This window comes from Pseudomonas sp. GL93, from assembly GCF_003408955.1.
Classification (GTDB): Bacteria; Pseudomonadota; Gammaproteobacteria; order Pseudomonadales; family Pseudomonadaceae; genus Aquipseudomonas; species Aquipseudomonas paracarnis.
Map to the genome: position 1 here is coordinate 1 of NZ_NKRF01000019.1, position 8,665 is coordinate 8,665.

Annotated in this window: 7 protein-coding genes; all 7 read left to right on the forward strand. The window is 58.4% G+C overall.

Annotated elements, in window-relative coordinates; translation table 11 throughout:
- A partial coding sequence (pstA, locus tag CER19_RS04565; RefSeq protein ID WP_116665537.1) for a phosphate ABC transporter permease PstA occupies positions 1-866 on the forward strand: 866 nt, incomplete at its 5' end.
- 76 nt (positions 867-942) lie between these two features.
- Complete coding sequence (pstB, locus tag CER19_RS04570) at positions 943-1,704, forward strand: phosphate ABC transporter ATP-binding protein PstB (RefSeq protein ID WP_019817112.1); 762 nt, start codon at positions 943-945, stop codon at positions 1,702-1,704.
- A 56-nt stretch (positions 1,705-1,760) separates the two neighbouring features.
- The gene (locus CER19_RS04575) at positions 1,761-2,459 is read left to right on the forward strand and encodes a hypothetical protein (RefSeq protein ID WP_073521544.1); all 699 of its coding nucleotides are present in this window, start codon (positions 1,761-1,763) and stop codon (positions 2,457-2,459) included.
- Entirely contained in the window at positions 2,459-3,076 is a 618-nt protein-coding gene (locus CER19_RS04580) for a hypothetical protein (RefSeq protein ID WP_020302730.1), read from the forward strand. The genes CER19_RS04575 and CER19_RS04580 overlap by 1 nt, the downstream gene beginning before the upstream one ends.
- 369 nt (positions 3,077-3,445) lie before the next feature.
- On the forward strand, positions 3,446-5,305 hold the full coding sequence (locus CER19_RS04585; protein ID WP_116665538.1) for a calcium-binding protein: 1,860 nt from the start codon (positions 3,446-3,448) through the stop codon (positions 5,303-5,305).
- A gap of 270 nt (positions 5,306-5,575) precedes the next feature.
- The gene (locus tag CER19_RS04590) at positions 5,576-7,297 is read left to right on the forward strand and encodes a ShlB/FhaC/HecB family hemolysin secretion/activation protein (protein WP_116665539.1); all 1,722 of its coding nucleotides are present in this window, start codon (positions 5,576-5,578) and stop codon (positions 7,295-7,297) included.
- 33 nt (positions 7,298-7,330) lie between these two features.
- The coding region (locus CER19_RS04595) for a filamentous hemagglutinin N-terminal domain-containing protein (RefSeq protein WP_116665540.1) at positions 7,331-8,665 on the forward strand (1,335 nt) is incomplete at its 3' end.

The following is an 8,665-nucleotide window of genomic DNA, read 5'->3' on the forward strand; positions in this document are numbered from 1 at the left end:
CGGTACCGAGCCTGCAGCGCAAGTTCGAAGGCCGCGCCTTGCGCAGCCTGGTGTTGACCACATTGGTATGGCTGGGCGCGCTGCTGGCGAGTGTGCCGCTGATTTCGGTGCTCTACATGCTGATCACCCGTGGCGGCGCACGCCTGAGCCTGGAGGTGTTCACCGAACTGCCGCCCACCGGCTTCGAGACGGGCGGCGGTTTTGGTAACGCCATGGCAGGCACCTTTGTGATGGTCGGTATCGCTGCGGCGATTGCGGTGCCGGTCGGCATCATGGCCGCGATCTTCCTGGCCGAACTGGGGCCGGACAGCAAATTGGCCAACGCTGCACGCTTTGCCGCCAAGATGCTCACCGGCTTGCCTTCCATCCTGGCCGGCGTGTTTGCCTATGCCTTGGTGGTGATGACCACCGGTACCTACTCGGCACCGGCAGGCGGCGTGGCCCTGGCGGTACTGATGCTGCCCATCGTGGTGCTGACGGCTGAAGAGTCGATGCGCATGGTGCCCAAGATCATGAAGGACGCCGCCTACGGCATGGGCTGCACCCGCTCGCAGGTGATCTGGAAGATCATCTTGCCGACCGGCCTGCCGGCGATCCTCACCGGCGTAATGCTTGCTGTAGCACGTGCCGCAGGCGAAACCGCGCCGTTGTTGTTCACCGCGCTGTTCAGCAACTACTGGATCTACCACGACGGCGACCTGGCGGTGATGAACCCCACGGCTTCCCTTGCCGTGTTGATCTACAACTTTTCCGGCATGCCCTTCGACAACCAACTGGAGCTCGCCTGGGCGGCCTCGTTGGTGTTGGTGATGATCGTGCTGGTCGTGAATATTGTGAGCCGTATCTTCGGCAAGCCTAAGTATTAAGAACGGGAGCATCTGAATCTTGAACGTCTCAACTGCGCAAATAGCCGCTCCGTTTGTCACCCAATCGCCTGTGGTCATGGACTGCAAGCTGGACAGGATTTTCTACGGCAACTTCATGGCGGTGCGTGACAGCCATGTGCCGATCGAGAAAAACAAGATCACCGGTTTCATCGGCCCGTCCGGCTGCGGCAAAAGTACGGTACTGCGCAGCCTCAACCGCATGAACGACCTGGTGAAGGGCTTTCGCTTCGAGGGCCACGTGCACTTTCTGGGGCAGGACGTGTATGGCAAGGGTGTAGACCCGGTGGTGGTACGCCGTTACATCGGCATGGTGTTCCAGCAGCCGAACCCGTTCTCCATGAGCATCTTCGACAACGTCGCCTTCGGCCTACGCCTGAACCGCTACAAAGGCGACTTGGGTGATCGCGTCAAGCACGCCCTGCAAGGCGCTGCGCTGTGGGATGAAGTCAAGGACAAGCTCAAGGTCAGCGGCCTGTCGCTCTCCGGTGGCCAGCAGCAGCGGCTGTGCATTGCCCGCGCTATCGCCACCGAGCCGGAAGTGCTGTTGCTCGATGAGCCTTGCTCGGCACTCGACCCGATTGCGACTCGCCGGGTAGAGGAACTGATGGTGGAGTTGAAGAAGGACTACACCATCGCCCTGGTCACCCACAACATGCAGCAGGCCATCCGCGTGGCGGACACCACGGCGTTTTTCTCGGTGGATATTTCCCAGGGCACGCGTACCGGCTACCTGGTGGAAATGGGCCCGACCGCGCAGATTTTTGGCAGCCCGCGTGAGCAGATGACCGAGGATTACATCAGCGGCAAGTTCAGCTGAGTCACTCCATGTTCGATAGAAACCACACGTGCGCCACCGTCAGCCCAGGAACGCCAATGTCTGCAACGCATCGTCTTGATTTGTCAGCGATTGAACGCGCGCTACGTAAAGTGCAGAGCCGCTTTGCCGAGCTCAGCACGCAATTTACCGAGCCGCGCGACCCCTTGACCGACGAAGTGCTGCACAACGTGCTTGAAGGCTATGCGCTGGTTGACGACTATGTCGCACGGGGCGTTGACCTGTTTGACCTTCATCATCTGGACTTGATGCTGGAGATCAACGCCACCGTGCTCTGCGGTAGCGACCCGGCGCGCCGCGTGGAGTACGCGCAGCACCTGGCCGCCACCGAAGAGCACTTCTTCAACAACGTTGAAGGCGGTATCAAGGACTTGTTCAATTGGTACTGCGCGTATCGCAGTGAATCGGTGTGGAAGCGTGCGGCCGGTGTGTATGTGCGCATCCTCAGCAAGCCCCAGTTGTTCATCGAAGGCAACAACCGCAGTGGCTCGCTGATCGTCAGTTATCTGCTGATGCGTGCCGGGTTGCCACCGTTCGTGCTGACGCTGGAAAATGCCGAGGGTTACTTCAATCCTTCCTCGGTAATCCGCAACTCGGCCAAACATGGCGTCAAGGCGTTGTATGAATTGCCCAAGATCAAGAAAAAGTACGCCGCCTTCCTGGAGGAACAGGCCCCGGATCCCAAGGCGTTTTTCTTGAGCGACGCACCACAGCCTATTTATCAGGGAGGCCATTAATGCGCCGGTATCCAACACTCGCCAGCCGAGCCGTGCAAGCCATCCAGCAGGCGCTTCTCACGCGTGCCGCCAAGCGCCCGCGCGTACGCATCTCCTTTGATATCGACGACACATTGGCTTGCCAGCTCCACCACGCTGACGTCGAGAGCAGCTGGCTACCGGCCTGTGCTCATCGTTGGTGGGGAGAGCCGCTGCGTATCGGCACTCGTTCGCTGACGCGGCAGCTGCGGCGCCAGGGTTGCAGTATCTGGGTCTATACCTCATCGGGCAGGGCACCGTCCTACATCAGGCGTTGGCTGATGCTGTACGGCATTCGTGTCGACGGCGTAGTCAATAGCGAGCGGCATAACCACGCCCTCACGGTGCATGGGCTGTCAAACACCCCCTCGAAATTTCCGCCGGCCTTCGATATTGATTTGCACGTGGATGATTCCGAGGGTGTGCGCCTTGAAGGCAACGACCACGGCTTTCGCGTGGTGGTGGTCGACCCGCAGGATGAGCACTGGGCGCAACGAGTGCTTGAAGCGGTCGCGGGCGTGCAAGCGCAACTGGCCCGGCAGCAATTACCCAGGTTCAAGCAGCCTGTATGCCAAGGTGCTGAGGTTTATTCTTCCTGAGCTCCAGAGAAACCTGAACTTCTTGAGCCCTTATTGCAATTCACAACTTGCTATAAGGGTTTAGTTTTCTTTGACTCGCTAGTCACGAACAACACAGAACTTCACTTCTTGTTCGACAAACAGCGCTTATGGCGCTTTTGTCGTCTATCTCCCTAAGTACATACCCTTGCCATCCGATAGTCGGTCACTTTAAGGCGGCACTTCTAGGCTAGTGTTGACGAGCTTCCTTAATGGTCAACCTCGATATTAAGCAACGAAGCAGCCTGAACAGAATGCACAACAACAACTTCAATGCATATTGTTTAGCCCGACGCATCAGGGATTACCGTTGACTTTCGGTGTTGATCGCTGGGCTCAAGGAGTACTGACATGGCTATATTCGATTACAAGGGGCAAGATGCCCGCGTCCTGATTTCAGATGCCTGGAACCTTGCCACTTACACCAGTGGTGTCGCGACCGTAGGCGCGCTCTACAACATTCCGGGGCTTGTGCTGGGCGAGGGTAACACCTTCGCATTGCCCAAAGGCTGGCGTGAGATCGGCGCTAGCGAACTGCAGGTTGATAGCAGTCACACCGACCTCACTGGAAGTTTTACCGGCGACGGTGTGTTCGGCTCCCAGGCCAGGGTGTTTGGTCAATACGATGACAGCGGCCAATTAGTCAAAATGGGTTTTTCCATTGCCGGCACTAACTCGCCAATTGATCTGCTGGGTTGGCCGGCGATGATCGATAACTCTTATATCAACGGCTACGACTACCTGCTCAATTCAATCAAGGATTACGCCACCGACCACAACCTGAGCGGCAAGGATGTTCTGGTAACCGGCTACAGTCAGGGTGGCTCTGTCACCAACAGCATGTATATCGGCAAGGACACTTTGGCAGACGGTTTCTTCAAGGATTCGGACTACTTTGGCATGGAATCGCCCAAGTCCAGCAACAGCGACGGAATCTTTAACTTCGGTTTTGAAAACGATGTGGTCCACCGTCTCACGGGTCAAGAGACCAACGTAGGCAGCGCCATTATCGGTGCGCTTCAAGGCAGTGACGCCAGCTACACCTCGACGACTGACAACATCGTGCTGTTCGACACGATCTACGCCTTGCCAACCTGGCCCAATGGTCCGTTTTCAATTGCCAACCTGTCAGGCTGGGCCGCGCACCTGGAGGGCATTTTCATCAACCCTATCCAGCGTATCGCCCAATCGACCTTCTACGATTACATCGAACGCGACAGCACTATCATCATCAGCAACCTCGACGCCATCAGCCGCAGCTTTACCTGGGTCAGCGACAAACAGACCGCCACCTCCAACCACTACGGCACACCGGCCTTCCTGCTGGGCACCGACAGTTCGGACAAGCTGCAGGACGGGCGCAGCGATGACTTCCTCGACGGGTTCAAGGGCGACGACAGTTTCCGGGTGAGTACCGGTACCGATATCGTCGCCGGCGGCGAAGGCAACGATAAAGTTTTCCTCAAGGGCACCGCGTCTTCCTACGAAGCCGTGAAACTCAGCGATGGCACGTTGTTTCTGAACGACAGCAGCGGCCACTATGGCCTGAAGGAATTGCACGGCGTAGAGCATGTAGAGTTCGAAACCGGCCTGGCCAACAGCCTCGGCCATGTGCCCGTGCTCGGCGGGCTCTTCGGTGGCATCGGCGAGGCCCTCACGCCGGCCTATACGGTGACCAGTGGCAAACTCGACTTCGAAGGCCTGTTCGGCGCCGATAAAGCGTATGCCAAATCCATCGAAGGCAGCCAATTGGCTGACACCCTCAAAGGCACCGCCGCGCGCGACCTGATATTCGGCCAGAACGGCAATGACCGGCTCGACGGAGGCGCCGGCAATGACCTGCTGCACGGCGGCGACGGCAACGACACGCTACTGGGTGGCAGCGGTAACGATTCGCTGTATGGCGCTAACGGCAATGACGTCTTGATCGGCGGGCAGGGTAATGACCAACTCAGCGGTGGCGTGGGCAGCGACCTGTTTGTTTTCGATCAACGCGGGTTCGGTCACGACGTGGTCAGCGACTTCAACATTCATCAAAACGGGCATGACCTGTTGGTGTTCGCCAAGTCGCTGTTTGCCAGCGCCGATGCCGTGCTCGGAGCCACTACCCAGCATGGCAGTGACAGCGTGATTCTGGCCGGGGATAGTAGTGTCACCTTGGTGGGGTTCAATGCGGCGCAGTTGAGTGCAGAGATGATCAGCGTGGTCTGACACGGCACCTGCGAAACAGAGGTAAAAACCTCACAGGCATCCCGGATGCTGTGAGGTTTTTTATGGCTTGTTGTTTGACGCAATGGCTCGATACCACACGCAGCATCAGTGCTTAGCGGTAGGACTCAAACCCGCAAAGACTTTACATTTCAAGCCTGAGCAGCTCTGCGTGAAGGGTTGAACGAGTTTTCACATTAATTGACGCCATCAAAATGACATCTTATCATCGCCTCATTGGATGGCATAAAGCCATATAGAGGGATCTATAAAGTGTGGCGTTTACCGCGTCGGACCAGGTTAAGCCTGCTGTCCGCTTTTTTTTGCCTGGGCACATCCGGATGGGCGCAAGCGGCCACGCCGCAGAACGCCCCCGGCATCACCGACCTGATCCGTGACCGCCAGGACCGCCTGCTCGAAGAGCAGCAACGGCGCCTTGAAGAACTCAAAGACCTGCCGGGTAAAGCCGCCGCGCCGGCAACCTCGGCAACGCCTGTCGACACCCGCTGCTTCCCGATCAAAACCATCGAGCTGGGCGGTGCGGATGCGCTGACTGAAGGTGAGCGAACTCATCTGATCAAGCCCTACATCGGCCAATGCCTCGGCGTGCCGCAGCTCAACGCAGTGCTCAAGGTCATCACCGATCGCTATTTAGCCAAAGGTCTGGTCACCAGTCGTGCCTACCTGCTTCAGCAGGACCTTTCCGGCGGCAATCTCAAGATTCAGGTCGTCGAAGGCAGGCTGGAAAGCCTGAAAGGCGCCGAGGGCAGTGGCATCACCGACCGTCAATTGACCATGAGTTTCCCCGGCAAGCAGGGCGAACTGCTCAATCTGCGCGAAATCGAGCAGATGGTCGATCAGTTGAATCGCTTGCCCTCAAACCAGGCGCAGATGGAGCTGGCGCCGGGCAAGGCCGTGGGGGGCAGTGATGTGCTGGTCAAAAACACCCCGCAAAAGCCCTGGCGTGTTGGCCTGTCGCGGCATAACGGCGGCCAGCGCAGCACCGGTGAGCAGCAGTGGGGCGCCAGTCTGGATTGGGACAATCCGTTGGGCTTGGCCGACCAGCTTTCGCTACGTGGCGGCCACGATGCCGTCAGCGATCACCAGAAAACCTCGCGCAATTCGATGCTCAGTTATAGCCTGCCGTTCGGTTGGTGGAACCTCTCGTACAGCTACATCGACAGTGAGTACCGCTCCCAGGCCGAGGTCAACAACTTCAAGTTCAAGCAGACCGGCGACAGCCAGAATCACCAGTTGCGTCTGGAGCGGGTTATCCATCGTGACGCTTTGAGCAAAACATCTCTGAACACTGGCATCGCCTATCTTCGTACCAACAACTTCATCGAAGACAGCAAGCTGGCCTTGAGCAGCAACCGTCTCAGCGAAGCGCAAGTGGGTATCAACCATGGTCGGCGTATCGGCGGTTCGTTTCTCAACATTGACCTTGGCATGCAAAACGGCATTGGCGCATTCGATGCCCAGGCCAATCACGATCCAAAGCCTGGGCAGCCGGATGCGCGCTACCGCAAGTACACCGCCACGGTGAGCTATCTGTATCCATTCAAACTGTGGGGCGAGTCCCTCAGTTTCAGCAGTTTGATGACCGGTCAGCACAGCGAAGACGTGTTGTTCAGCCCGCAGCGCATGAGCCTGGGCGGGCAGTCGTCGGTTCGTGGCTACAAAGACCAAATGCTCGCTGGCGACAGCGGCGGCTATTGGCGCAACGATCTGCGCTGGAGCCGGCCGGTAACCTGGGCCTGGATGCAGCCGGTGTTCACTGAATACGGCACCAGCCTGGGCTACGACCAGGGCGTCATCAGCCATGGCCGCTACAACGCCGAGCAGCATGGGCGCATGAGCAGCAACTCGGTGGAGTTGTTTGCGCGCGGCAAGAACGTCGCGGCCAGCGTGACCTTTGCACACTCTTTGGAACGGCCGGAAGCGATCACCGACCGTGAAGCGCCGATTTATTTCCGTCTGGACTTTTTCCTTTAAATTTTTGACCGCCTTCGGGCTTCGAGACATGACATGGACGTTCGCCAGTACGCATTCCTCACGCGCCAGCCTTCTGCTGCCGTAAAAAGCCGCGCCCATTTCCTGGGGCTGCCTAAACGTGGGTTGGCGTTGATCCTGGCTAACGCGATGTTCTGGCACCCATTGCTGGCCCAGGCGGACGGTATTGTGGTGAATGCGCCGGGTACGACGGTTGGACAAGCGGGCAATGGCGTGCCCATCGTCAACATCGCCACGCCAAATGCCAATGGCCTTTCGCACAACCAATTTCATGACTACAACGTCGGCGCCAACGGGGTCATCCTCAATAACGCCACCGACCGTACCCAGTCCACACAACTGGGTGGCATCATTGTCGGCAACCCCAATCTCCACGGCACCGCGGCCAATATCATTCTCAACGAAGTCAACGGCGGCAGCCCCAGCCAACTACGCGGCTATACCGAAGTGGCCGGGCAATCGGCCCATGTGATCGTTGCCAACCCGTATGGCATCAGCTGTAACGGTTGCGGCTTTATCAACACCCCGCAAGCGACGCTCACCACCGGCAAAGCCGTGATTGAAAACGGCCAGATCAATCGCTACCAGGTGGACCAGGGCAGTGTTGCTATCGAAGGCGCTGGCCTGAATGCCAGCAACGTCGATCAGTTCGAAATCATCACCCGCGCCACCACCATCAATGCCCAGATCCAGGCGAAAAAACTCACCGTCATCGCCGGTCGTAATGACGTCGACGCACGCACCTTAAATGCCACCGCACGGGCCGCAGATGGCAGCCAGGCGCCGGATCTGGCGATTGACTCGTCGGCGCTGGGCGGCATGTATGTGGGCGCAGTCAAGCTGGTGGGGACCGAGGCGGGTGTCGGTGTGAAGTTGTCGGGGGACATGGTCGCCGGCGGTGATATTCAGATCGATGCCGGTGGCCACGTGGTCATGGGCCAGACAACAGCGGCCGGCGCCATTAACGTGAAGGCCCGCAGCGTGGAAGCCCAGGGCGTGGTCGCGGCGGGCAGCGTGCTTGAGATGAAGACGCAAGGCGACCTGCTCAATCAAAAAAGCCTGGCTGCGCGTGATCGCGTGGCGCTGCAAAGCGGTGGGGTGTTGACCAACAACGGCGTCATTGAAGCGGGTGTCAACGCTGATCAGACGCGCAATGCTCAGGGCGATATCCACGTCACTGCCGCCCAGTTGAATAACAACGGCAAGACCGTCATCGCCAGTCGTGACCTAACCGTCAATGTGGATGGCACTGTCGACAACCGCAGCGGCACACTTAGCGCGCAAAACCAGCTGAAGGTGACGACCGAAAAACTGGATAACCAGCAGCAAGGCCGCGTGTTGAGCGCCGCA